At 43.4% G+C, this 24,606-nt stretch carries 17 protein-coding genes; 12 read left to right on the top strand and 5 right to left on the bottom strand.

Annotation, left to right across the window (positions count from 1 at the left end):
- Positions 1 to 217: 217 nt before the first annotated feature.
- Complete coding sequence (locus tag C1721_RS11935; protein WP_102408480.1) at positions 218 to 892, bottom strand: SGNH/GDSL hydrolase family protein; 675 nt, start codon at positions 890 to 892, stop codon at positions 218 to 220.
- A 111-nt stretch (positions 893 to 1,003) separates the two neighbouring features.
- Here C1721_RS11935 and C1721_RS11940 point away from each other — a divergent pair, with 111 nt between their 5' ends.
- The 3 genes from C1721_RS11940 (at position 1,004) to C1721_RS11950 (ending at position 3,762) form a co-directional block, all read left to right on the top strand.
- On the top strand, positions 1,004 to 1,561 hold the full coding sequence (locus C1721_RS11940; RefSeq protein WP_102408481.1) for a LemA family protein: 558 nt from the start codon (positions 1,004 to 1,006) through the stop codon (positions 1,559 to 1,561).
- 5 nt (positions 1,562 to 1,566) lie between these two features.
- Positions 1,567 to 2,544, top strand: coding sequence for a M48 family metallopeptidase (locus C1721_RS11945; protein ID WP_102409433.1), 978 nt, complete (start codon positions 1,567 to 1,569; stop codon positions 2,542 to 2,544).
- A 156-nt stretch (positions 2,545 to 2,700) separates the two neighbouring features.
- Positions 2,701 to 3,762, top strand: a complete 1,062-nt coding sequence (locus C1721_RS11950; RefSeq protein WP_102408482.1) for an asparaginase — start codon at positions 2,701 to 2,703, stop codon at positions 3,760 to 3,762.
- A 74-nt stretch (positions 3,763 to 3,836) separates the two neighbouring features.
- Here C1721_RS11950 and metF read toward each other — a convergent pair whose 3' ends face one another.
- Positions 3,837 to 4,787, bottom strand: coding sequence for a methylenetetrahydrofolate reductase [NAD(P)H] (gene metF, locus C1721_RS11955; RefSeq protein ID WP_102408483.1), 951 nt, complete (start codon positions 4,785 to 4,787; stop codon positions 3,837 to 3,839).
- A 495-nt stretch (positions 4,788 to 5,282) separates the two neighbouring features.
- Here metF and C1721_RS11960 point away from each other — a divergent pair, with 495 nt between their 5' ends.
- Together C1721_RS11960 and C1721_RS11965 are read left to right on the top strand one after the other, a co-directional pair.
- Positions 5,283 to 8,459, top strand: a complete 3,177-nt coding sequence (locus C1721_RS11960; RefSeq protein WP_102408484.1) for a SusC/RagA family TonB-linked outer membrane protein — start codon at positions 5,283 to 5,285, stop codon at positions 8,457 to 8,459.
- Positions 8,460 to 8,474: 15 nt separating this feature from the next.
- Positions 8,475 to 10,427 (top strand): SusD/RagB family nutrient-binding outer membrane lipoprotein, encoded by a 1,953-nt coding sequence (locus tag C1721_RS11965; protein ID WP_102408485.1) that lies wholly within the window; start codon positions 8,475 to 8,477, stop codon positions 10,425 to 10,427.
- Positions 10,428 to 10,687: 260 nt separating this feature from the next.
- Here C1721_RS11965 and C1721_RS11970 read toward each other — a convergent pair whose 3' ends face one another.
- Both C1721_RS11970 and C1721_RS11975 read right to left on the bottom strand, forming a co-directional pair.
- Entirely contained in the window at positions 10,688 to 11,353 is a 666-nt protein-coding gene (locus tag C1721_RS11970) for a porin family protein (RefSeq protein WP_102408486.1), read from the bottom strand.
- Positions 11,350 to 13,149 carry a LysM peptidoglycan-binding domain-containing protein gene (locus tag C1721_RS11975; RefSeq protein ID WP_102408487.1) on the bottom strand — a complete coding sequence of 600 codons (1,800 nt, stop codon included), beginning with the start codon at positions 13,147 to 13,149 and terminating at the stop codon, positions 11,350 to 11,352. The genes C1721_RS11970 and C1721_RS11975 overlap by 4 nt, the downstream gene beginning before the upstream one ends.
- A 112-nt stretch (positions 13,150 to 13,261) precedes the next feature.
- Between C1721_RS11975 and C1721_RS11980 the strand changes: the two genes are divergently transcribed.
- The 7 genes from C1721_RS11980 to nhaA all read left to right on the top strand — a co-directional run bounded on the left by C1721_RS11980 (position 13,262) and on the right by nhaA (position 22,241).
- Entirely contained in the window at positions 13,262 to 14,611 is a 1,350-nt protein-coding gene (locus C1721_RS11980; RefSeq protein WP_102408488.1) for a T9SS type B sorting domain-containing protein, read from the top strand.
- Positions 14,604 to 15,569, top strand: coding sequence for a lytic transglycosylase domain-containing protein (locus tag C1721_RS11985; protein WP_420872723.1), 966 nt, complete (start codon positions 14,604 to 14,606; stop codon positions 15,567 to 15,569). The genes C1721_RS11980 and C1721_RS11985 overlap by 8 nt, the downstream gene beginning before the upstream one ends.
- A 14-nt stretch (positions 15,570 to 15,583) precedes the next feature.
- Positions 15,584 to 18,433 carry an excinuclease ABC subunit UvrA gene (uvrA, locus tag C1721_RS11990; protein ID WP_102409435.1) on the top strand — a complete coding sequence of 950 codons (2,850 nt, stop codon included), beginning with the start codon at positions 15,584 to 15,586 and terminating at the stop codon, positions 18,431 to 18,433.
- Positions 18,433 to 18,651, top strand: a complete 219-nt coding sequence (locus C1721_RS11995) for a hypothetical protein (protein WP_102408490.1) — start codon at positions 18,433 to 18,435, stop codon at positions 18,649 to 18,651. Before uvrA ends, C1721_RS11995 begins: the two co-directional genes overlap by 1 nt.
- 3 nt (positions 18,652 to 18,654) lie before the next feature.
- Complete coding sequence (locus C1721_RS12000; protein ID WP_102408491.1) at positions 18,655 to 19,251, top strand: IMPACT family protein; 597 nt, start codon at positions 18,655 to 18,657, stop codon at positions 19,249 to 19,251.
- Between the two features lie 357 nt (positions 19,252 to 19,608).
- On the top strand, positions 19,609 to 20,820 hold the full coding sequence (locus C1721_RS12005) for a cation:proton antiporter (protein ID WP_102408492.1): 1,212 nt from the start codon (positions 19,609 to 19,611) through the stop codon (positions 20,818 to 20,820).
- A gap of 62 nt (positions 20,821 to 20,882) precedes the next feature.
- Positions 20,883 to 22,241: a Na+/H+ antiporter NhaA gene (gene nhaA / locus C1721_RS12010; protein WP_102408493.1), complete on the top strand. Its 1,359-nt coding sequence runs from the start codon at positions 20,883 to 20,885 to the stop codon at positions 22,239 to 22,241.
- On the opposite strand, the gene pbpC is transcribed toward nhaA, so the two are convergent.
- On the bottom strand, positions 22,222 to 24,519 hold the full coding sequence (gene pbpC, locus C1721_RS12015) for a penicillin-binding protein 1C (protein WP_199830434.1): 2,298 nt from the start codon (positions 24,517 to 24,519) through the stop codon (positions 22,222 to 22,224). The two genes, nhaA and pbpC, sit on opposite strands and share 20 nt — an antisense overlap.
- Positions 24,520 to 24,606 lie beyond the last annotated feature (87 nt).

The raw sequence follows: 24,606 nt of genomic DNA on the forward strand, positions 1-24,606 counted from the left end.
ACTATAAATGTTTTCATCTCTTTTTGTATTATTACGGCAGCAAATATATAGATTGTATAACAATCTGCAAATGTTTTCGCTGTTTTTTTTGAAAAATATTTTATTTGTTTCTGCTAAGGTATAAATAAACCATCTCGATGATTTTGGAAAAAGATCCCGATGATTTTTATAAATCATCGGGATCTTTTTAGAATAAGGCGATTTTTTAAGTAGAAAATTATTTCACTGCTTTTTCAATAGCAGCTTTTACTATTGGTTCCATAATTCTGTATCCTTGAGCTGTAGGATGTACCTCGTCTGATGCGTTTTCGGCAGAAAGACCTCCACGCTCGTCAACCATAGTAGAATAATAATCCAGATAGAAATCTCCTGTTTTGTCTGCGTAGTCTTTAATCATTTTGTTTAACTCTTTTACCAGTGGAGCCGGTTCTACACCCGGACGCCAAGGAAATTTATATGCCGGAAGCGTAGAACAAAGAATTACTTTGATATTATTTGCACGGGCAAGATCGGCCATAGAGGCAATATTCTCAAATGTATTCTTTAAAGGCACGGCATAATCATTGTAAGCAATATCATTAATGCCGGCAAGGATAACTACTACTTTAGGGTGGAGATCAATAACATCGGGACGGAACCGTACAAGCATTTGTGAAGTTACTTGTCCTCCGATACCTCTGTTTACATAGTTGTTTGAAGTGAAAAATGCTTGGTTGTTGTGCCACCATCCTTCCGTGATGGAGTTTCCCATAAATACAGCCACCGGTTTTTCTACGGTCTTGTTAGCTTCTGTGAATTTACCAAAATTGGCCCAATCTTTGTATTCCGGAGTTTGGGCGGAAAGAAAAGCGAAGCTCATAAAGCATAATGCTGTTACTAATAATTTTTTCATGATCGAATAGATATGTTAGTTATGATAGACAAAAGTATAAATAAATATCTGTTTTGTCTATAAAAGTTTTCCCTATCTTTGGCCCATATAATTATAAATTTTGAAAGACTTATGACACTAGTTATTATTGTTGCAATTCTCGTAATTGTTGTTCTCTGGGTAGTATCATTGTATAACTCTTTGGTGAAGTTGAGAAACAACCGGGAGAATGCTTTTGCTGATATTGATGTGCAGTTAAAACAACGTTATGATTTGATTCCGCAGTTGGTAGAAACCGTAAAAGGCTATGCCGCTCATGAAAAAGAGACATTGGAAAGAGTGATTAATGCCCGTAATGGAGCAATCAGCGCTAAGACTATTGATGAAAAGATTGCTGCAGATAATATGTTGACTTCCGCTCTTTCCGGTTTGAAGATTACGTTGGAAGCTTATCCTGATCTGAAAGCAAACCAGAATTTTTTACAGTTGCAGGAAGAAATTGCCGATCTGGAAAATAAATTGTCGTCAGTAAGACGTTACTTTAACTCGGCAACCAAAGAATTAAATAATGCAATCCAGACATTCCCTTCTAATATTATAGCCAATATGTTCGGTTTCCATAGAGAAACGATGTTTGATTTGGGAGAACAACGTGCTACATTGGAAGAAGCTCCTAAAATTCAGTTTTAATGACAATGCAGTACATTGGTATACAAACTCAGCAGAGTAGAAATAATTTCCGTTCATTGCTTTTGCTCTGCCTGTTTCCCTGTTTGGTGATAGGGCTGCTATATGCTTTCTGTTATTTATTGCATGTGTTGGCATATAATGATGATAATATGACTCAAGCCCAGTTGATGAACTATTCTACAGATATGTTCCTTCATCTGGCTCCTTATGTATTAGGAGGTGTGCTTATCTGGTTTATCATTGCCTATTTTGCCAATACAAGTATAATAAATTCGGCAACCGGTTCACATCCGTTGGAACGTAAAGAGAATAAGAGGGTCTATAATTTGGTAGAGAATCTCTGTATGGCTCAGGGTATGAAAATGCCGAAAATAAATATTATTGATGATGATTCGCTGAATGCTTTTGCCAGCGGTATTAATGAGCGTACATATACGGTAACGTTATCGCGAGGTATTATAGATAAATTAAATGATGAGGAATTAGAAGCCGTGATTGCTCATGAATTGTCTCATATACGGAATCATGATGTACGTTTACTTATTATATCAATTGTGTTTGTCGGTATTTTTGTCATGTTGGCACAGATTGCTATGCGCACGGCTTATTATTCTTCTTTTTCTTCTTCACGTAATCGGGATAGCAAAGGGAATGGCACTGCAATTATCATTGTTCTTGTCATGCTGATTGCTGCTGTTGGCTATTTCTTTTCAATATTGATGCGTTTTGCTATTTCCAGAAAGAGAGAATATCTGGCAGATGCAGGTTCTGCAGAGATGACTAAAAATCCTCAGGCTTTGGCCAGTGCATTGCGAAAGATATCTGTAGATCCGAATATAGAAGCTGTACAACGTGAGGATGTTGCACAACTTTTTATTGAACATCCCGGTAATCAGGCAAAAAGTGCATTGAGCGGTTTGAGTGGTCTTTTTGCTACTCATCCCCCTATTGAGAAGAGAATCCAGATTTTGGAACAATTTTAATTCTGTAAAATTGACAAAATGATAATTTTGTAACCGAATAATTGATTTGTGATAAAATAAAACGGTTGTATTAATATTTATAGGTTGTATTTTTGTGACAAAATGATATTGCTGTATCTTTGTATCGTTTGATGAAAGATAATATCATTTTGAAATATGAGTGTACATAAGAATAAAAATACTTCTATCCTGTTAATATATACGGGAGGGACAATAGGGATGATTAAAAATTCGGAAACGGGAGCGTTAGAGGCTTTCGACTTTCAACATTTACTGATGCATGTTCCGGATTTGAAAAATTTAGATTGTTCCATATCTTCCATCCAATTTGATCCACCGATGGACTCTTCTGCTATGGGGCCTGATTCGTGGCAGAAAATTGTGAAAGTGATAGCCGAGAATTATTCTTTATATGACGGTTTTGTTGTACTGCACGGGACAGATACAATGGCTTTTACGGCTTCTGCCCTTAGTTTTATGTTGGAAAATCTGAATAAACCGGTTATCCTGACAGGGTCGCAACTTCCTATTGGGATGTTGCGTACGGATGGAAAAGAAAATCTGGTTACAGCTATTGAGATTGCCGCTGCGAAGGAAAATGATATGCCTGTTGTTCCGGAGGTTTGCATATTTTTTGAAAATGATTTATTGCGTGGAAATCGTACCAGTAAAACAAATGCTGATAATTTTAACGCGTTTCATTCTTATAATTATCCGGTTTTGGCCCATGCCGGAATCTCTATTAATTACGATACGGTACAAATATATCATCCGGTTTCACGAAAACCTCTGAAACCTCATTATTTACTGGACAGGAATATTGCCATATTAAAACTATTTCCGGGCATTTCTCCGCAGGTAATAGAAAGTATTCTGAATATTCCCGGTTTAAAAGGTGTTGTAATGGAAACATTCGGCAGTGGTAATGCTCCTAGTGACGACTGGTTTCTGGCTATGTTGAAAGAAGCTGTAGATAGAGGACTTGTAATTGTAAATGTAACGCAATGCCGTGCCGGTAGCGTAGAAATGCATCGCTATGAAACGGGTTATAAATTATTGGAAGCTGGTGTGGTGAGTGGTTATGACAGTACGACGGAATGTGCTGTTACTAAACTTATGTTTCTTTTTGGACACGGACTAACGCCGAATGAAGTAAAAGAACATATGAATTGTTCTTTAATAGGTGAGGTAACCATACCGGAAAATATCTATCATTAAAATAAATATAAAGTTGCGGGATAAGCCCGCAACGGCAAACTACCTACTATTTAAGTTGAACATACAAAACTTGATTAGTAAATTTCTTTCGCTACTCTGTATACGCTGTTAGAAGCCATCATTGTATAAAAATGCAGGCTGGGTACACCGTGAGCAATCAGATCTTTACATTGTTGTATACACCATTCAACCCCGACTTCTTCTGCTTCTTTATCATTTTTACATTTACTAAGTTCTGTGGCAAAAGGTTCCGGTATTTCCGAACGAAATATTTTAGGCAATACGGTTAGTTGATTTTTGAATACGACAGGCTTGATTCCCGGAATAATAGGTACTGTAATGCCTTCTGCACGACAACGGTCTACAAACGCATAGTACTTTTTATTGTCGAAGAACATTTGTGTTACCAGGTAATCCGCTCCATTTTTAACCTTTTCTTTTAAATAAAAGATGTCGGAATCCATATTGGGTGCTTCTTCGTGTTTTTCAGGATAGCATGCCATACCATAGGAAAACGGTGTTTCATTAGCCTCAAAAGTAGAACCATCTATGGCAATACCGTTATTGAAATTGTTTACTTGCTGTTGTAGGTCGGTTGCATGTTCGTGATATTGACCTGTATTCGTGCTGGTATCCAATGTTTTTATGTCACCTCTTAACAGAAGCAAATCGTAAACACCTAAAAAGTTGAGGTCTATCAAAGCATATTCTGTTTCATCCTTCGTAAATCCTTTACATATAATATGAGGCACAGCAGTAATTCCATATTTGTTCTGGATAGCGGAAGCAATAGCGACAGAACCCGGACGCTTGCGAATATTTACCTTCTGAATATTTCCATCGGGTAAAGTTTTATATATGAACTCACTGTGATGGGATGTTATATTGATATACTTAGGATCAAATTCTCTGAGCTTATCGATTACATTATAAACTTTCTGAATGCTGTTTCCTTTAAGAGGAGGAAGTATTTCAAAGGAAAAAGCGGTGTTTTTGTTGTTTCTTATTAAATCGATTACTTTCATTTTGCTTTTTGTTTTTCTTTTCCGCAAAAGTAGCAATTTTTGTTTACTTGCCCAAAAACATCCAGTTACAACTAAGTTCTAAAAGAACATTTTCGTGATTGGATATTTCCTTTAAAAGTCAATCTTTTTTAAGAAATATAGAAATAGGATAGATTGTGAGTACTTTATGTTTTAAGTGCAAAATATGAATAAGTGTATAATTATACTATGGTTTTAAATTTAACTTAAATCATGGATAATGAATTATATGGCAATGTTAAAATTGAAATTACTCTCTGATTTTTTTAAGAAAAATAACAAAGCGAAATAAATATTTCATATATTTGTGGCGAATATGAAATGTACGAAGTTCTTTTAGTACTATGGTAAAAAACAAATAATGAACTTAACGCCAAATCTAACAGACTTCCTACTCTAACGTTACGTAGTTAATTAAAAAAGACTTGTGTTTTGCCAAAGCAATGTCTATTATTTATTTACATAAAACCATCAATTATGTTGAAAAACTCTAAACCTGTCAGCTTAATTCTATTAGCAGGTGCATTGTGTTTCTCCGGAAATGTTTATGCGGATCTTGCTCCTGTTAAGCAAGGTACCACTATTTCCCAACAATCAGGGAAAGTTACGGGTACAGTTGAAGATGATTTTGGTCCTGTTACCGGAGCATCTGTTGTTGTGAAAGGAACAACCAATGGAACAATTACCGATTTTGACGGTAATTTTACATTGGAAGATGTTAAGAAAGGAGATATTATCCAGATTTCCTTTATTGGCTATACTACTCTGGAGATACCGTATAACGGACAAGCTCTTGGCTCTATAAAATTAGCCGAAGACACTCAAAAACTGGATGAAGTTGTGGTTACCGCTTTAGGTATTAAACGTGAAAAGAAAGCTTTAGGTTATGCTACTCAGGAATTAAAAGGCGATGCTATTTTGGATGCACGTGAAAGTAATGTTACGAATGCTTTATCCGGTAAGGTTTCCGGTTTGCAGGTTGTTCGCTCCTCAGGTGGTCCGGGAAGCTCTTCTAAAATCGTACTTCGTGGTAATAGCTCTATTACCGGCACTAACCAACCATTGATTGTTGTTGATGGTGTCCCAATGGATAATTTCCAGGGAGGTGTAGCTGATGCTTGGGGTAATAAAGGGCCTGACATGGGTAACGGTCTGTCTGATATCAACCCGGAAGACATTGAATCAATGAACGTTTTGAAAGGTGCTTCCGCTGCTGCATTGTATGGTTCACGTGCTGGTAACGGTGTTATCTTGATTACTACTAAGTCTGGTAAGAAGCAAACAGGTTTGGGTATTACGGTTAACGCCGGAGTAACTGCCGAAACAATGTTTATGGAGCCGGATATACAGAGTTCATTCGGACAAGGTTCTACAGGTATTTATAATGTTAAATCTCGTTCTAGTTGGGGACCTATTGCTGATGGTTCTGTTAATATAGATAGCTGGAATGGCCAGAATGTTCCAATGTATACGTATGACAATGTAGGAAACTATTTTGATACGGGGGTATCTTTCAATGAAGGTATATCTTTCCAACAGGCTAACGAAGGAACTTCTGTTTTTGCATCTATCAATCGTTCGGATGATAAAGGTATTGTTCCGGGTGCAAAACTGAGCAAGACTTCTATTAACTTGCGTGGTACAATGGAGTTTGGTCCAGATAAACGCTGGAAACTGGATGGAAAGGTTAACTACTTGAATAATATCGGACATAATCGTCCACTTCAAGGTATCAACCAGTCAAATGCATTCAGCACAATCTACAACTTGCCTCGTTCTATCAATATTCTTGATTTAAAAAATTGTGTGGATTCTGAAGGGCAAATGATCTGGTGGGATACGGAAAAGACTCCTCAAGAAAACCCATATTGGACAAAGGACTATAGAACCAATGAAGATACTCGTAATCGTTTTTTGGGTACAATGTCTTTGTCTTATAAGATTTTTGATTGGTGGAATGTTGAATTAAAAGGTGGTACGGATTACTATACTACAACGACTACCAATAAACTATATGCAGGTGGTAATGTTACTCCGAAAGGTAATTACTCGGAAGGTTCTGAAACTTTCTATGAAAATAACTTTAGTTTCTTAACTACTGCACAAAAAGATAATCTATTGGGCAAATTCGGTGGTTTTGTAACATTCGGTGGAAATCTGATGATGCAAAAAAGAACGAAAGAAAAAATCTCTACGGGTGATTTGTTAATTCCGAATTTATTTTCTGTTAACAATGCAGCCGATAAAAATAATATGGGATATGAATATACGCTGACACAACGTAAGATGAATTCGTTATACGGTTCATTACAAATTAATTACGATGGATGGATGTTTTTGGATCTTACGGCTCGTAACGATTGGTCGTCAACTATGAGTAGTGCAAACCGTTCATACTTTTATCCATCTGTCAGCTTGTCTGCTGTAGTTTCGGATATGATTCAAAAGAATGGAGGATCATTACCAGATTGGATGACATTTGCTAAAGTACGTGCTTCTTTTGCGGAAGTAGGTAATGATTTGGACCCATATCAATTATATACAGTATATTCAATGGATAAAGATCCTTTTGGCAATCCTGTAGCAAAACCTGGAGATGTTTTGTATAATCCGGATGTGAGATCTGAGTTAATTAAGTCTTGGGAAGCCGGAGTTGATTTAAAATTCCTCAATAATCGTCTCGGCATTGATTTCGCTTGGTACAAAAGTAATGCTACTCGCCAGTTGTTAGATTTACCACTTGACCCATTCTCTGGTTATTCAAGCAAAAAAATTAATGCAGGTAATATACAGAATGCCGGTGTTGAAATTATGGCTTATGCAGATATTTTCCAGAATCCTAAAGGTTTTAGCTGGAATATAACAGCTAATTTATCATTCAACCGTAATAAGGTTATTGATCTTTATGAAGGAATCAATGAAATGGGGTTGTCTGATGGTTCTTTTAATGATGAAGTGAAAGTTGTAGCTCGTACAGGCGGTCTGTATGGAGATATTTATGGTAGAAAATTCCAACGTGTAGAAAGCGGACCTGATGCAGGTAAAATAATTGTTGATGCTCAAGGCTTGCCTTTGTTAACTTCTGAATTGCAGTATTTGGGAAATCAGCAGCCTAAATGTATGCTAGGTATCACCAATACATTCAACTACAAGAATATATCCTTAAGCTTTTTAATTGATGCACGTATTGGCGGTAAAATTTATTCAGCAACAACTGCAAAACTGTATTACAATGGTGCCGCAGCAGGAACAGTTGTTAATGGTGCTCGCGAAGAATTCGTTGTTCCTAATTCTGTTACAGCCTCTGGTGATAGCTATACGGCAAATACAACACCTGTTACTCCTCAATTGTACTGGGAACGTGCTGGTAATGGAAATTTAGGTGTTGGTGAAGCGTTTCTATATGATGCAACAAATGTTCGTTTGCGTAATTTGACACTAGGATATAGTTTTGATAAGAAATTGTTGGCAAAAACACCTATCGAACGTTTGCGTTTATCATTCACTGCAAACAATGTATGGATGATAGCAAGTCATATGGAAGGTATTGACCCTGAATCAGTGTCAACAACTAATACCAATGCTACCGGTATTGAATTGGGCGCAGCTCCTACATCTCGCTCATATACGTTTAATGTTACAGTTGGTTTCTAATAGAAAGATTAAAGTATGAAGACATTTAATAAAATAATGATAGGTCTTGCTTCTTCAGCTGCATTGTTGTTTACTGCTTGCAGCGATTTTGAAGACATCAACAAAGACCCAAACGCAGTGAGTGAAGACAATGTTCAAGTTGCTCACTTATTGAACAAATCGATAATTGGTGCACAGATGAACCCGGAAATTGCAGAACGTATATTCGTCTTGACGTGGAAGCGTGCTGCCCGTTTTGATCGTGGAAGTGGATTCACTATTGGCGTGGATAATGATGGTTATAATAGTTTGTATTTCGGAACAAGCTATGGTGTGGGCTGGCTAAATAACGTAAATGCTGCTATAAACTTGGCGGATAAGCGTATTGCAGACGGAACTGCTATGTCGTATGAAAACAATGTGTTACAAATGGCTCGTATTTGGCGTGCTTACCTTGTTTCTGAACTAGCAGACTGTTTCGGCCCTATTCCAATAATTAATAAATTTGATGGAACTGTGGCTCCGTATCAAAGTGTTGAAGAAATCTATACATTTATTCTATCAGAGTTGAAAGATGCTGTGTCAAAAATAGATGTCGAAGAAGATATGTCAGCTATCACAGCAACTAACAATAATTCCGATCAGTTCTATCAAGGAGACATGAAGAAGTGGAAAAAATATGGAAACTCTTTACGTCTACGTCTGGCTATGCGTTTAACTGTTGTAAATCCTACTTTGGCTAGAAGTGAATTTGAAGATGCAGCCAAAGGTGATTTAATCACCACCTTAAACGATATGGCTCAGGTGCAGGAAAAAGGCGGATGGACTGATACGGATGGTGTTATGTCGCGTACATGGAACTCACAGCCTTTATCTGCTACAATGAATAATATATTCCTTGGTTTAGGAGGTGTTGACATTCAGGTTGCCAGTGAGATAAAAAGTGATGTGAAAATAAAGAGTGCAACTAATTACATGGGATTACGGTTGGATAAGCATTTGCCAACTTCAACCAATGATCCAAGCGCCGGTTTCTTTTATGATGGTTTGCCTGATAAAATCGATCCACGTGCACTTACATTATATAATATTCCCGGATATAATGATGGTGTTGTTTATTCTGATTATATTGGAGAGCCTGCTACTACAGCACGTTTGGCAGATCCTGCAACAGGAGAAGTTGTTGACAAGTCGAAAAAACCATATATGGAGTTGACAGTAAAGTACACTTGGAATACATGGGTTGCTGGCAAATGGGATAAGAAAGCCGATTTGTCTACGGAACTGACAGGAGAATCAAAGAACTATCCTTCTATTGCCAAAAAGTTCCGTATGAGCGAAAATAAGCGCGTGTGGTTTGGTCCATGGGAAACTTATTTCTTATTGGCTGAAGCTGCAGAATATGGGTGGAGTGTTCCTGGAACAGCTAAATCTAATTATGAAGCGGGTATAGCTGCAAGTTTCGAATATAATGGTGTGTCTCAATTCCTTAGTCAATATCTGGAGTCTAAGGATTACAACCGTGTAGGAACTTCTGTCGCATTTGATCATACAACAGAAGCCATAGCTCATGAAGTAACTTATATTGACGGCTATACAAAGGAAACAAAGACAATGACATATACTTATCCGAAGAATTCAGTTTATAAAGGTGGTCAGTTCAACAACGACCATTTAACTAAGATTATTACTCAGAAGTATATTGCTCAGAATCCGTGGTTACCTTTGGAAGTATGGTCTGATCACCGTCGTTTGGGATTACCTTTCTTTGAAAATCAGGCAGTAGAGATTGACTATAACCCGACAGCACATGAAGTACCTTTGACAAGAAGTACAGCAAAAGAATGTAAATGGGAATTTTATCCTAAACGTATGCGTTATCCGTCTAGCTTAGAGACTAACAGTAAAGACAGTTACGATCAGGCCATGCAATTACTTGGCGGTGTAAACGATACTAATAATCCGCTTTGGTGGGAAATGAAAAAATAATGCTTGTTTTACTGGCAAGTAAAGTTTAATAAAAAAGTCCCCTTATTTAAATCCCCTCATTTAAGTGAAGGTTTTAAATGAGGGGATTTTTATTGCTCTTATGTTGTAAATTTGGTTTTAAAGGATATATCCTTTGCAACTAAAAGTCCCGTCTTAACATTTCAAAAGTCTGCTCTTTTGAAATGTTAAGACGGGACTTTTAAGTTTAAAAGATAGCTCTTTTTTTTACGTAGGTTTGCTGTGTTAAAGTTTGTTGTATTTTACTTGATAACAGGTAGTAGATAAGTTAGTTTTACTGAGATAACCTGACCTGCGGATTTTGAGAATACATCTTTCTTACGGCTGTTATAAATGTCTCCTAAGGCATAATAATACCTTCCTTCCAGAAGAAAATATCCAATTCCGGTACGAAACTCTAGTCCCGGACCTCCACATAATCCCCAATCAAACTTTTTCTCGACAGGCATGTTATGCTGATCGTTTGTAATATTTGCCTCTTCGTCGCCATGTAAGTTTTCTTTTGTCTTTTCACTAAGGGCAAAACCTACTTTAGGGCCCAGATTGACAAATACTTTAACTCGTTTGCTTCCAAAGTAAATATGGGTAAGGAAGGGTACTTCAAAATAGTTGATGGTTCTGCTGTATTCATATTCAGGGTGCTCTTCAAATTTCTCTTGCCAACCTTGTTGGGAAAGGTTCAATTCTCCTTGCAGACCGACATTTGCTTCCGTATTCCATCTAACAGTTAATCCTCCTGCATATCCCATGAGCATGCTGGTTTTTACTTTGGGATAAAAACTAACGGACGAAAAGTTTACTCCTAAATTAGCCCCTACAGCCAATTCTTTTCTGAACTTATTCTGTGCCTGGCAAATACTTAGACCTGTCAGTATGAATGTTATTAGTATAGCTGTTTTTTGTATCATTTCAGTTCTGTCCGTGTTACTGTATAGTCGTTCTTATAATGAACGATAAACAAGTTGGTGTTAATGAATCCCCCCCAGTTGTTTACGCGATGGAAATCGAAGCCGGTTTGTACGCTGGGGTAGTTGATCTTATCCAGATTATTCTCAAAGTTAGAACCGTATTTACGAATAGCTCCCAGAAAATACATACCTGTGTCGAAACCTAATATTCCATATTTAGGGAATGTGTTTATCAGGTTTTTGCTGTACCAGGTCTTATATAATGTATAGAAATCCTGAACGTTGGAAGCGAGATTGTCCGCATAGAAGTTACTATAGATGTATGTGTTTAACGCATAAAAATCTTCCAGGCATTCTCGCGTATACGTTTGCCATTCCGGATAGCCGAACAACGTGATTCCATATTCCGGTTTTGTCTCTGCCAGCATGCGTAAAGGCGATTTGAATTTGTTTAAAGCATCCAATGATCCCGAAGTCGGGACGATGACGTTTCGTTTGGTAGTGCTTAGTAATTGTTCAATATCCGTTTGGAATGTTTCCGGACGGAATGGAAGCTCCTTGTATTCCATCTGACGGGTTTTCATCTCAGACTTAAATGCTTTGATAAAGTCCGTTTTATTCTCTTTATCTTTTATATCGAGTAGAATGATATTGTAGTCTGAAAACAGATCGCATCCGGCCTGCGCTGCTTTTGAGTACAGGTAGGAGTGAGGAGTATTAACCTGAAATACCGAAGCATTGGATAATACATCATCGTTTTTTGATGTAAAAGGAATGACATATTTGATATTACGCTTTTGGGCAAAGTTTGCTACCGGTGTAATTTGTTCGTTCTGTACGGCACCGATAATTAGATTGGCCTCTTGCAATGCGTCTTCTTTTAATATTTCGTTTATTTTCTGAACGCCGTTACCGGTATCGTATACCGATAATTCAATATTGCATCCCATATTGCGCATACTGTCAACAGCCAGCAATAAACCTTCGTAATATTCAACAAACCGGGAAGTAGTGGCAGAAGGTATCGGCTCGTTGGTCATAAAGGGGAGGAGCAATGCTATTTTTATCCTGTCAACCTTTTTAATGTCTTTCGGTGCTGATAATAACGCATTTACCTCGCGTTCTCCCGGCATCTTTTTTACTTCAACTACTGTTTCTTCTGCTTGTACAGGGATTTTTATCGTCATACCTGCTTTTACACCGTTTCTAAGCGCAGGGTTATGTTTGATCAGCTCGTTGCTGGATATATTGAACTTACGACAAATACGATACATCGTTTCCTTTTTCTGGATGGTGTATTCAATTTCTTTGGTTACGGACTTCTTCTCCGTTGTGGGAAGAGTCTCTATCCGGGTAGCCGGGATACGAATCGTTTTACCGATTGTAAAGGTAGAAGTAGACAATCCCGGATTTGCCTGAATAATGCTTTCAGCCGGTATTGTATATTTCAGAGAGAGCGAATACAACGTTTCTTTCGGTTGTATGGTATGGTACGTATAATCACCTGCCAGGCTTTCTGTCGGAACTGTTGCCGCGTCTTTTTGCGGTATCTTTAATATAGCACCGGCTTTAATTCCCTCTTTACTGCCGGGATTCATCCGGTATATATCATCTACGCTTACGCCGTACATTGTAGCAATGGCATAAACGGTTTGCCCACGTTCTATAGTATGGTAAAAGACATCACTATTCTGTTCATTAGAGGTAGTGATTCGCCTGTTATTATTTTGGGAATAAATGGATGTACAGCCAAGACTTAAGCAAAAAGCTAATACATATACGCTGATCTTATTCATTTGCTATTTAGAATATTTGTGACAAAGATAGTGTAAGTCCGCATAAAAAGCTAAAGCAGATAGAAAAATATGCCCGAAAATCTTTATCTTTGGTGGCTAATTCTGTTGGTATATGCTAAGGAAAGATTTTAGGAAGTCTGGTATAATCATTTGTCTTTTATTATTGGCTGTTGCTGCCATCCATGCTCAATATAGAGTAACGGGCGGTGCGGAAACCCCTCTGCTTGCAGAAGATGATACTCCCAACCGTTTGCAGGTTTACATGGTTTATGGGGCGAATGATGTAGAGATAAGCTATACTTCTTCATCTACGTCTCATCAATGGTATCGGTATAAAACACGTATGCAGGATGCTGAGAGAATACCGTGCGTTCAGAACGGTACAACATCTACCATACGGAACGTGGAAGACGGTTATGGCTACTATGTCGGAGAATCTTCTATTATTGCGCAACGTTACGTATGGATTATTGATTACAGCAAACATGCTTTTGAGATATCCGGCCTCTACGTGTCGGACAAAGGAGATCCTTGTTCTTCCGTTCATTTAACAGGTACGGCCGAGATGGATAAACTATCTTACCGAACTCCTTCGGGTACGGCCGGAGAAGTAAAGAGAGAATTTGAGGTTACTTATAATACGATGGCGTATTCTTCTGATACGAAGATGTTCTCTCAAGTAGAAAAGAAGGAGACTGTTTCAGACCCTTTTTCCGTTTCACTGCCGGCTCCGTTGTGTGATACGGACTTCCTTTTGAAAGGCGACCAGTTTGCCTGTCATTTTAACAGGGAGAAATCTATCAGTACCGGCGAATATCAGGCAGTAGCTATTGAAGTGCATGCCGATTCTTCTTATGTTGCGGACGAACCGTTGAATATGTCCACTGCACAGGAAGGCCTGTGTGCTCCGGTAACAGTTCGCTTTACAGCCCATGCCAATGAGCCGGTAGCAGCTCTTTATATCTGGACTATTTATGAGAATAAAGAAGGCAGCGAGAATCCGGAAGAGGAAGATATAGATCCGATTATCCGTTATACCGGTGATGAAGTAGAATATACATTCCAGCAAGCAGGCAATTTCACAGCCCGTCTGGAAGTCAGCGACCGTACCGGAACTTGTTCGGAGACGGAAGAGATCACCCTTTCTGTTTCCGATTCATTTCTGGATATACCCAATGCGTTTTCGCCCGGCACTACGCCTGGCATAAATGACGAATTCAGGGTGGTATATAAATCATTAGTCCGTTTTAGCGGTACGATATTCAACCGTTGGGGAACGCAGATGTTCCACTGGACCGATCCTGCTAAAGGATGGGATGGTAAAAAAGGAGGTAAGTATGTTCCGCCCGGTGTCTATTTCTATGTGATAGAGGCAACCGGATCGGATGGCAAAAAGTATAAAAAGAGCGGAGATATTAATATCCTTCGCCCCAAAACAATAGATGATCAGATACATGACTAAGAATAATATTGTCAGCTTTTGTGCCGGAGGCTTGATTTGCCTTACGGCGTGTATTTCTTTAGGCTCAAATGATTCGGAAAAGGTTCTGGATCAACGTCCTGTTGTTTCTTCCATGACCGTATCGCCGGATATACCAAATTCTGTCCCTTTCTGCGGGAAGATGATAGATATTACCCGGTATAATATGCGTGAAGGGTTTGACCGTGAACTGAGTAGTTTTACCTATTTTCACTCTACGACCATGTTGCTGATAAAACGGGCAAACCGTTATTTCCCTGTTATCGAACCCATATTGAAGGCGAATGGTATTCCCGACGATTTCAAATACCTGGCCGTGATAGAAAGTCATCTCGACCCGCGTGTTTCTTCTCCGGCACGTGCCGTTGGCATGTGGCAGTTGCTGGAAGGTACAGCAAAGCAATATGGATGTACCATTACTCCCACAGTGGATGAACGTTGCCATGTGGAAAAAGCAACGGAAGCTGCCTGCCGTTATTTGAAGGCAGCCTATGACAAGTATGGCGATTGGGCAGCTGTTGCCTCTTCGTATAATGCCGGAATGGGACGTATCTCCGGAGAATTGGTGAAGCAAGACGCCGACAATACTTTCGACCTGTGGCTGGTAGAAGAGACGGCCCGTTACGTCTACCGCATTATGGCTATCAAGCAAATATTCGAGAATCCGTATAAATATGGTTTTGTGCTTTGTGCACGCGATTTATATAAGCCTATTGAGTGCGCGGAAGTTGCCGTGTCCGGCGATGTGCAGGATTTATCGGCTTTTGCGAAAGAACATGGCATTACGTATGCCGATTTGAAAAGATTTAATCCCTGGTTGCGCGACCGTAAGTTACTTACCGGCGGCAAAACCTTTAAAATACAAATCCCTCAGGAGAAAGACCTGTACTACAAGACACCGAACTCTGCAGTACACAATCCGGATTGGGTAGTGAAATAAAAGAAGAACGAACAATGAACAACAAAGACATATTGGAGGGAGGCCGCATTTCCGTTTTAGGCGCCCGTGTTCATAATCTTAAAAATATAGATGTAGAGATACCGCGCAATAAGCTTTCCGTAATCACCGGGATGAGCGGCAGCGGTAAGTCTTCTCTTGCGTTCGATACGATCTTTGCCGAAGGGCAACGCCGCTACGTGGAAACCTTTTCGGCATACGCCCGCAACTTCCTGGGCAATATGGAACGTCCGGACGTTGATAAGATAACCGGTTTGAGCCCTGTTATTTCCATCGAACAGAAGACAACCAATAAGAATCCCCGTTCTACGGTAGGAACCACCACGGAGATATACGACTTCTTCCGCCTGCTTTACGCAAGGGCAGGAGAGGCATATTCTTACCTGAGCGGAGAGAAGATGGTGAAATATACGGAAGAACAAGTCTTGCAACTTATCCTGGATCATTATCGGGGGAAGAAAACCTATCTGTTAGCCCCGCTTGTGCGTAATCGTAAAGGACATTATAAGGAACTGTTTGAACAGATCCGGAAGAAAGGATACATCAATGTCCGGATAGACGGTGAAATGAAAGAGATCTTTCACGGCATGAAGCTGGACCGGTACAAAATGCACAGCATCGAAGTCGTTATAGATAAGATGGTAGTGTCTGCCTCCGACGAACGCCGCCTGAAGGAAAGCCTCAAGATAGCTATGAAGCAAGGAGACGGCCTGGTGTTGGTGTTAGACGCCGACACGGATAAAGTCCGTCATTACAGCCGTCGCCTGATGGACCCCGCAACCGGACTATCTTATAGCGAGCCTGCACCGCACAACTTCTCATTCAACTCTCCGCAAGGCGCTTGTCCGAAGTGCAAAGGCTTAGGGCAGGTCAACCTGCTGGATATGGCCAAGATTGTGCCCGACCCTTCGCAGAGCATACACAATGGAGGCATCGTAGCTCTGGGTAAATATAAGAACTCCCTTATCTTCTGGCAGATCGAAGCGCTTTGTGAGAAACACGGCGTAACGATAAAGACGCCAATCAAAGATATTCCCGAAGAAGCGATGGACGAGATAATGAATGGAACAGACGAACGTCTTCAAATAAAGAACGCCTCGCTTGGCAGTTCCAACTACTTCCTGTCATACGAAGGAGTAGCCAAATACATTCTGATGCAGCAAGAAAGCGAAGCCTCGGCTTCGGCTCAGAAATGGGCGGGGCAATTCATCAAGATGTCCGTTTGCCCCGAGTGTAACGGACAGCGACTGAACAAAGAAGCCCTTCACTACCTCATTGCCGGAAAGAATATTGCCGAAATATCATCACTGGATATATCCGAACTGTACGAATGGGTACAGGGCCTGGAAGACAAACTAGACCCCAAGCAGCGTCAGATTGCCGTAGAGATACTGAAAGAGATCCGCTCCAGGCTGAAATTCCTTCTGGACGTAGGACTGGATTACCTGTCGATGAACCGCGCCTCGGCAACCTTGTCCGGCGGAGAAAGCCAACGCATCCGTCTGGCCACCCAGATAGGCAGCCAGCTGGTGAATGTGCTTTACATACTGGATGAACCCAGTATCGGCCTGCATCAGAGAGACAACATACGCCTGATAAACTCACTGAAAGAACTTCGTGATACAGGCAATTCCGTTATCGTAGTGGAGCACGACAAAGACATGATGCTCAACGCCGACTATGTGGTAGACATGGGCCCGAAAGCCGGTAGGCTGGGAGGGGAAGTAGTCTTTGCCGGAACGCCGGCACAGATGCTGAACGTAGACACGCTTACTTCCGCCTACCTGAATGGCAAGACCGAGATAGCCGTCCCCGCCCAACGCCGGAAAGGCAACGGGCTCTCCATTACCATCAAAGGCGCCAGAGGCAACAACTTGAAGAATGTAGACGTATCCTTCCCGCTCGGAACGCTGATCTGCGTGACAGGCGTTTCAGGCAGCGGTAAGTCCTCGTTGATAAACCGTACCCTGCAACCCATCCTGAGCCAGCATTTCTACCGCTCGCTGGAAGACCCCTTGCCCTACGATACGATAGAGGGCATAGACAACGTAGACAAGATTGTGAACGTAGACCAGTCACCCATCGGACGCTCTCCACGAAGCAATCCGGCCACCTACACCGGCGTGTTCTCCGACATCCGCAACCTGTTTGTAGAGCTGCCCGAATCGAAGGTGAGAGGCTACAAGCCCGGCCGCTTCTCGTTCAACGTATCCGGCGGACGTTGCGAAACCTGCAAAGGGAACGGTTACAAAACGATAGAGATGAACTTCCTGCCCGACGTACTGGTCCCTTGCGAAGACTGTCACGGCAAACGCTACAACCGCGAAACGCTGGAAGTACGCTTCCGTGGCAAATCCATTGCCGACGTGCTGGATATGACCATCAATATGGCTGTGGAGTTCTTCGAGAACATCCCCTCCATCCTCTCCAAGATAAAGGTGCTGCAGGATGTAGGGCTAGGCTATATCAAACTCGGGCAGCCCTCCACGACCCTGTCCGGAGGAGAGAGCCAGCGCGTAAAGCTCGCTACGGAACTGTCCAAGCGCGATACCGGCAAGACGCTCTACGTGCTTGACGAACCAACCACCGGACTGCACTTTGAAGACATCCGCGTCCTGCTTGGCGTGCTCAACAAGCTGGTAGACAAGGGCAACACCATCATTGTGATAGAACATAATCTGGACGTCATCAAGTGCGCCGACTATCTGATAGACATGGGTCCCGAAGGCGGCCGCCGCGGCGGGCAAATCCTCTTTACCGGAACGCCCGAAGAGATGGTGAAAGCAAAGACGGCAAGCCATACCGCCCCTTTCCTGAAAGAAGAATTAAATAATAACAACAAATAATGAAGAATCCGATACAAATGATTAAACAATGTATGGAGAAAGAAGAGCCATACTTTGTGCTTAGAGGGCAAGACGTCTGCGCCTATCCCGCCATCGAAGCCTACTTCGAAGCCGTGAAGCAACGCGTGAAAGACCCCTATTTCCTGGAAGAGATTGAAGAGATATTGAAAGACTTCCGCGCCTACCGCGAAGAACAAACAACCCACATCCCCGATTAAAACATGGCAAACGACAGTTACAGAACCATCCGCCAGACTGCCGAAGGATATTATACCGAAAAGCGAAGCCGCTTTATCGCCTATGCTATCCCCGTACGTACAGCCGACGACGTGAAGTTGCAACTGGACCGCTACCGCAAGCAATATTATGACGCCCGCCACGTCTGCTGGGCGTACATGCTTGGCGCGGATCGCCTAACCTTCCGGGCCAACGACGACGGCGAGCCTTCCTCTACGGCGGGCAAACCCATACTGGGGCAAATCAATTCCAATGGACTGACCGACATCCTCATCCTCGTAGTACGCTACTTCGGAGGGATAGAGCTGGGCACCAGCGGACTTATCGTTGCCTACCGTGCAGCGGCAGCCAGCGCCATTGCCGCCGCCGAAATAGAAGAGCGAACGGTAGATGAAGACATCACCGTAGCCTTCCAGTATCCTTTCCTGAACAGCATCATGCGGATTGTGAAGGAGGACAACCCGGCTGTTATTTCCCAACGTTTTGACATGGACTGTGAGATGACCCTCCGCATACGTAAAGGCGAAGCGGAACGTCTCAAAAGCCGTCTGCTTAAAGTAGAAACAGCCCGCCTCCTCTGAACCGGAAGGCTGAGGCCGTGCCTACCGTGCGATGCGTGCCCCGCGTACAATACGTGCGACACCCTGTCCACAGTACGTGTGGCAGCGTGCGCACCGTACGTAGTAGACGAATCCCGATAGCTACCGGGAAATAATCCTGCTACGTACCGGGAACAAATCCCGTTAGTTACCGGGAAATAATCCCGTTAGTTACCGGGAAATAATCCCGCTAGCTAGCGGGATCGGATTACCTCGTACTGTGGGTGGGGTGCCGCACGTACGGTCTGCACCGCGCGCATAGTACGCTTGCCTGAGGAGGGACAGGCAACAAAATAGCTCCCTCTCTTGTTGTAAACTATAATTACTGGTGATTAGTAAATGAAAAAGGTACTTTTATTTTCTTTCTTTTTGATGCTTGGTTTGGTTATCTCGCAAGTGCTTCCGGCACTGGCGGGTGATAATTACGCATTGGTGAAAAACGTCTCCAATACGTTCCTGTTTGTCTGCCTGTCCTTCATTATGATTAATGTGGGACGGGAGTTCGAGATAGACAAGACGCGCTGGAAATCATATACCGAAGATTATTTTATAGCGATGGCAACGGCTGCCTTCCCGTGGATATTCGTTGCCCTGTATTATATGTTCGTGCTGCTGCCGGGCATGTATTGGGGCGAGTGGGATGCCTGGAAGGAGAACCTGCTGCTAAGCCGGTTTGCCGCCCCCACGTCGGCAGGCATCCTGTTTACGATGCTGGCGGCGGCCGGATTGAAGGCTTCGTGGGTGTACAAGAAGGTGCAGGTGCTGGCTATCTTTGACGACCTGGACACTATCTTGCTGATGATCCCTTTGCAGATCATGATGATAGGGCTGCGGTGGCAGTTGGGCGTCATTATACTGGTGGTGGTCCTGCTGCTGATTGTGGGCTGGAAGAAGATGGGGACGTACAACGTGCGGCAAGACTGGAAGGCCATCCTGCTATACGCCGTCGTCACCTTTGCCGTTACGCAGGTTATTTACCTGGTATCAAAGAAGATGTATGGCGAAGAAGGCAGTATCCATATCGAGGTGTTGCTACCGGCCTTTGTGGTGGGCATGGTGATGAGGCACAAGCACATCGACACGAAGGTGGAGCACCGGGTGGCGGACCTTATTTCCTACCTGTTCATGTTCCTGGTGGGCGTCAGCATGCCGGTATTCCTGGGCGTGGACTTTGCCGGGCAGGCCTCCGCCGAGGTGGCTACCGTAACCGGTTCGCAGCCTATGATGTCGTGGCCTGTGATAGCGCTGCATGTGCTCATCGTATCCTTCCTTTCCAACGTAGGCAAGCTGTTTCCGCTGTTCTTCTACCGCGAACGGCGTAAGCGCGAACGGCTGGCTCTTTCCATCGGTATGTTTACCCGTGGGGAAGTGGGCGCCGGAGTTATCTTCATTGCTTTGGGGTATAACCTGGGCGGGCCGGCTCTGGTAATTTCTGTGTTGACTATTGTGTTTAATTTGATATTAACCGGTATCTTTGTTGTCTGGGTGGAGAAGCTGACGCGCAGCGCATACAGGCTGGAGCAGGCGGAGGACGCCCGGGAGCAAGTATGATATAATCACATACGGGGAGATATGGAGTGACGGAGTATTTCCCCGGTAAACAAATACGTATTATGGACCGGACTATTCATGTTATCCTTAAACCGCTGCGGCGTTTCGCAATACAGAAGACGAATGCCAGCCTGTTGCTGTTTGTAGCTACTGTTTTGGCTATGGTTCTGGCAAACTCACCCTGGGCGCATGCCTATCATCAGTTGTTGGCTTTTCCGGTAGACCTGCAGGCGTGGACGTTCAACTTCTTTGCCCATCAGGGCGAACCGATGTCGATGCTTGCCTTCGTGAATGACGCGCTGATGGCGGTGTTCTTCTTTGTGATAGGGTTGGAGATCAAGCAGGAGATATTGATAGGCGAGCTTTGCTCCATGCGTAAGGCATTGCTTCCGGTGATAGCCGCCTGCGGAGGCATGATAGTGCCGGTTGTGTGTTACATGCTGGTGTGTAACTCTGCCCCCGAGGTGCAAGGTGCTGCCATTCCGATGGCTACCGACATTGCGTTCGCTTTGGCCGTGTTGGGATTGCTGGGGAAACGGGTGCCGTTAAGTATGCGTATCTTCCTGACGGCGCTGGCTGTGGTAGACGATATAGGCGGCATTATTATCATTGCTTTGTTCTATAGCGGCCGGATTGCTTTCGAGCCGTTGGTTATCTCCGTCGTTATTCTTGCATTGCTTTATGCCGGAGGCAAACTGAGGGTTAATAACAGTTGGTTCTATTATGTGGCAGGCTTTATTGTGTGGCTGTTGTTTCTGGAATCGGGAGTTCATCCTACTATAGCAGGGGTGCTGGTGGCCTTTACCGTGCCGGCCCGTCCGGTGGTTAAGCTGGACGACTTCATGTGCGATATGACCGGTTATCTGAATATGCTGGATTATACCGAAGTGCGTCAGTCTAAGAAGGCGGCCGTACTGACGCCTACCCAAATACAGGTGCTGAACAATATTCATGCTTTGGCCGACAGGACTATCAGCCCGTTGCAAAGCATTGCCGATAAACTGCACCCGATGGTTAATTATGTTATACTTCCGCTTTTCGCCTTTGTAAATGCCGGAGTTACCTTTGGCGACATTCAATTGCAATCGTTATTGAACGTTCCGCTGGCCATATTTGCAGGTCTGTTTGTTGGAAAGACCCTGGGTATCTTCTCATTCTCCTATTTATTTATCAAGACGCGCTTGGCCACTATGCCGGCAGGGATGACCAAGCGGACCTTATTCGGCGTATCGATGCTGGGAGGAATAGGCTTTACTGTGGCCTTGTTTATCGCCAACCTTTCCTTTGGTGCCGACCTGCCGAATGGCGCTGACCTGCTGAACCAGGCAAAGCTCGGTGTGTTTGTAGGTTCGTTCGTCTCAGGGTTGTGCGGATATTTGATATTGAAGAAGATGCTGCCTGCTATTTCACCTCAAACCTGATTCTCCGCTGATTCCCCCAGTTGTCTATCAGAGTAAGGAAGTGCTTGCCGCCGGCCACGGAGCAGGCTATTTGATGGTTCTCGGCTGTTTCGCCAAGATACGTATCATCCAGATGCCAGTAGATGACGGCATCTTTCCGGGCATGGGCGGCTTTAAAGACGAACTTCTCTTGCCGGCCGGAGAATCCTTTGGGCAGATATAACACGGCATTGTGTTCAGGATAGATCAGTTCTATCTGGCGGCTTTGCGGTTGTTCGCAGCCCGGTTTAAGCGGGGGAAGCGGCACATAGTCGATGTGGTAATTCTTATAGTAATATTCTTGCGACGGGGGCAAGACGAACCAGGAGCGGGTAATCATGTTGCCCACAGATTCGCACGAACTGTTTACCCTGAATCTCCCGTCTGCCGATAAATGTACCAGTTGATGATAAGGACAAACCGCCGTATTGTTTCCCGAAACGGGCATATATACCGTATCCACTTGCTCACAGATAGATGAAGCCTTGTAACCGCTGTGCCGGCAGACGGGCATTGGCACCAGTTCGTCGTAAGGCATGTCGAACCAGTCGTTGCCGGGCAGGAGTGAGAACAGGTCGAATAAGACCGGAGCGGCGTTTCCTACACCCGTCAATCCCGGACGTCCTTCTCCCGAGGCGTTTCCGGCCCATACGCCTACTACATAATGCGGTGTAAAGCCTATTGCCCATGCGTCCCGTCCTCCGTAGCTTGTGCCGGTTTTCCAGGCAATCTTCTTCATCGATTCAAACTGCTGCCAGTCGGCTTCCTCTTCCGGACGGTTCAAGGCGGACATGGCTTCTGCTGTAAACCAAAGGGCGGCGGCGGACAGGACGGGTTTGTCTGTTAATCGCGCGTCGGTAACATATTTCACCGGATTCTCATCTATTACAGGGAAAGGAGTAAGGGGGTGAATATCTGCCGGATTGTATTTGCCATTATATCTTCTGTAATGGGATAACACCCGCGACATCGAGGCATACATGCCGGCCATATCCCATAGCGTTCCTTCGGCTCCTCCCAATATCAATGATGCCCCGTAATGTTCTTCCGAAAACCGTAAAGTAGTTATGCCCCATGCTTTCAGCAGAGACATGAAGCGTCCGGTGTTGTATTGCGACAACATGCGTACCAAGGGGACGTTTAGCGACCGTTCAATAGCAGCGTGGGCCGGAACAGCTCCGTAGAACGTCTTGTTGAAGTTTTGCGGCATGAATCCGTTTATATTTAGCGGGACGTCGGATATTAAAGTAGAAGGCAGAAGCAGTCCGTCGTGCAGCATGCCTGCATAGAGTAGTGGTTTTAGAATGCTTCCGGTGCTTCTGGGGGCCGTGATAATGTCTACCTGGTTGCCTTTCTTCTCATCCGATTTGAAACTGACGTTGCCGGCATAAGCCAATACTTCCCCTGTTTCTACGTCGGCAATGATAGCGGCAAGGTTGTTGATGTGGTTGGAGCTGTATTCGCGGGCATAACGATTGACCGTTTCTTGCGTTTGTCTTTGTAACGTTTGCCTGATTGACGTGGCGATGCGCTTGCCCGGTGTTTCGGCAGCCAACCTTTCCAGAAGATGAGGGGCATTGTCGGGCAAAGGAACAGGCGCATCCGGCAAAGGTTCCATACAAGATAGCTCATATTCCGTATTGCTGAGGATACCTTTGGCGTTGAGCATGCCTAATAACTTGTCCCGCTTCGCTTTCAGTTGTTTCCGGTTGCGTCCCGGATGGATAAGGGCGGGAGAGTTGGGCAATACAGCCAATGTCGCGCTTTCCGCCCATGACAGTTCGTTGGCAGGCCGGCCGAAATATCGCCATGCTGCCGTTTCCACTCCGATTACATTTCCACCGAAAGGAGCATGCGAGGCATATAGATTTAGTATCTCCCGCTTGCTGTACCTCGTTTCCAGAAAGACGGCCCAATAGATCTCTATTCCTTTCTCATAAAACGTACGCTTCTTATTTCCTCGTGCTATGCGTGCCAATTGCATAGTGATTGTACTGCCTCCGCTTACTATTCGTCCGGCTTGGTTGTTAAGTTTGAAAGCCCGTGCGATAGCCGCAATGTCAACTCCGGGATGATAATAGAAACGTTTGTCTTCATACGTCAGGAGGCATTGGGTGAATTTCTCCGGCAAAGAGTCGGTTGCCGGAAATCTCCACTGTCCATCCGGGGCAATACGTGCACCCAGTAAATCACCTTCGGCGGAATAGAGCAAGGTAGAATAGGAGACCGGAAATAAAATACGGGGAACTTGAAGATACATTATAATCCATAAGAAGACAATAAAGAATGAAAAGATGATAAGACCGTTTTTCCATTTATCTGATATATGTCGTAGTAGCTGCTGCAT

The organism is Parabacteroides bouchesdurhonensis, assembly GCF_900186615.1.
GTDB lineage: Bacteria > Bacteroidota > Bacteroidia > Bacteroidales > Tannerellaceae > Parabacteroides > Parabacteroides bouchesdurhonensis.